At 37.8% G+C, this 1,434-nt stretch carries 1 protein-coding gene and 1 pseudogene; both read left to right on the forward strand.

Features of this window, described 5'->3' with window-relative positions; genetic code table 11:
- Positions 1 to 596 precede the first annotated feature (596 nt).
- Positions 597 to 1,205, forward strand: a complete 609-nt coding sequence (locus K7397_RS21150) for a dienelactone hydrolase family protein (RefSeq protein WP_223070553.1) — start codon at positions 597 to 599, stop codon at positions 1,203 to 1,205.
- A 74-nt stretch (positions 1,206 to 1,279) separates the two neighbouring features.
- Positions 1,280 to 1,434 (forward strand): annotated as a pseudogene (locus K7397_RS21780) (IS256 family transposase); the annotation flags it as partial.

A 1,434-nucleotide genomic window follows, 5' to 3' on the forward strand; every position in this document is an offset into this window, starting at 1 on the left:
GTGACTTCCTCCATTCTGGGGTTTTTGGTTTGGTCACCGAAAAACTTCGCCAAATTGGGGTGAAGTCCCTTTTTTATGCCTGAAAATCCTTGTGGCTCAAGGGCTTATATTACTGCAAAATGCTCAAGAATAAGTGAAGAGTATCAGTATAAGAAATAAATTGATGTAGAAGGTAAATTCAAAGATGGCAATAACTTCACATAACACCGCATTCACGCATCGGGCCTGACGGCCCTCGGTCCGCAGAAGTGATCTCGAGGAAGTTGGTGCTCGGACAACCCCTTCGGGGTTTGTGAATGCAAGAAACGTTAGGCGAAACCAACGAAAACCGTGTATACAGAATTAAAAATAGTCATGTGGGAATAGACTGAAGAAATTTGTCAGTAGATCGAAGAAGAGGGACCTTCGCCCAACTTCGCATTCACGCTGCGGGGCTCCACTCCCCTTGGTTGTCCGTTCTGATAATCATGGAAGATTGCTCAGGCGACACACGATCCGGTCTAAGATAAGAGCTATCTAAGGCCGAGTCAAGTCGTGAATACAGAGAACGTTATCGAAACTTGTGCAAAGATCATATAAGAAAGATGTGAAATTTAATGAATATAGATTCTTCAAGTACATCGTTAGTGATTATCCTTCACGAAATCTATGGAATTAATGATCATATTAAATTTTTCCGTGACGTGATGATTAAAGAAGGTTTTGATGTACTTACTCCAAATTTATTACACAAGGAATCATTTTCTTATGAGCAAGAAGATAAAGCATATCACTATTTTATGAATGAAATTGGTTTCCATAAATCATTACATGAAGTTAAGCAGATAGTTAAAGTGAATAGAGAGAAGTATGATCAGATATATATTATTGGATTTAGTGTAGGGGCAACAATTGCTTGGATGAGTAGTGAAGATGAAATTGATGGAATAATTGGATATTATGGATCGAGAATTAGAAATCATGTAGAGATAGAGCCGAGATGTCCGACTTTATTATTCTTTTCAAAAAATGAGAAATCATTTAATGTATTAGATTTAGAAAAAAAACTAAAGACAAAGAAGAAAACAATAATAGAGATTATTGAAGCCGAACATGGATTTATGAATCCTTTTTATAAAACTTATAAATCCAAAGAATATAGGGATTGTATAGAGATTAGCATTGATTTTCTTAAACGAATCGCAGAAGGCTCAGGCATCCGCTAACAGAGTCTGTAAAATAGTTTGTGTAAACTCCTAAACCCAGTAAAATGGAAGTCATAGAAAGGTTGGGAGAATACATGGGACTTTGGTCAAAAGAACAACTATGGGCTTTCATTAAGGAGAATAACCTGGTCACCGCACAGGATGCACAAAATGCTTTGAAAGACCTGTTTGCCGAGACATTGCAGGAGATGCTGGAAGCCGAGATGGACACGCATCTGGGCTATACGAA

Source organism: Paenibacillus caui, from assembly GCF_019904135.1.
Classification (GTDB): domain Bacteria; phylum Bacillota; class Bacilli; order Paenibacillales; family Paenibacillaceae; genus Fontibacillus; species Fontibacillus caui.

Bases quoted from the DNA above. Each gene is read 5' to 3' on its own strand.
- K7397_RS21150 (WP_223070553.1), top strand. From the start codon at position 597: ATGAATATAGATTCTTCAAGTACATCGTTAGTGATTATCCTTCACGAA.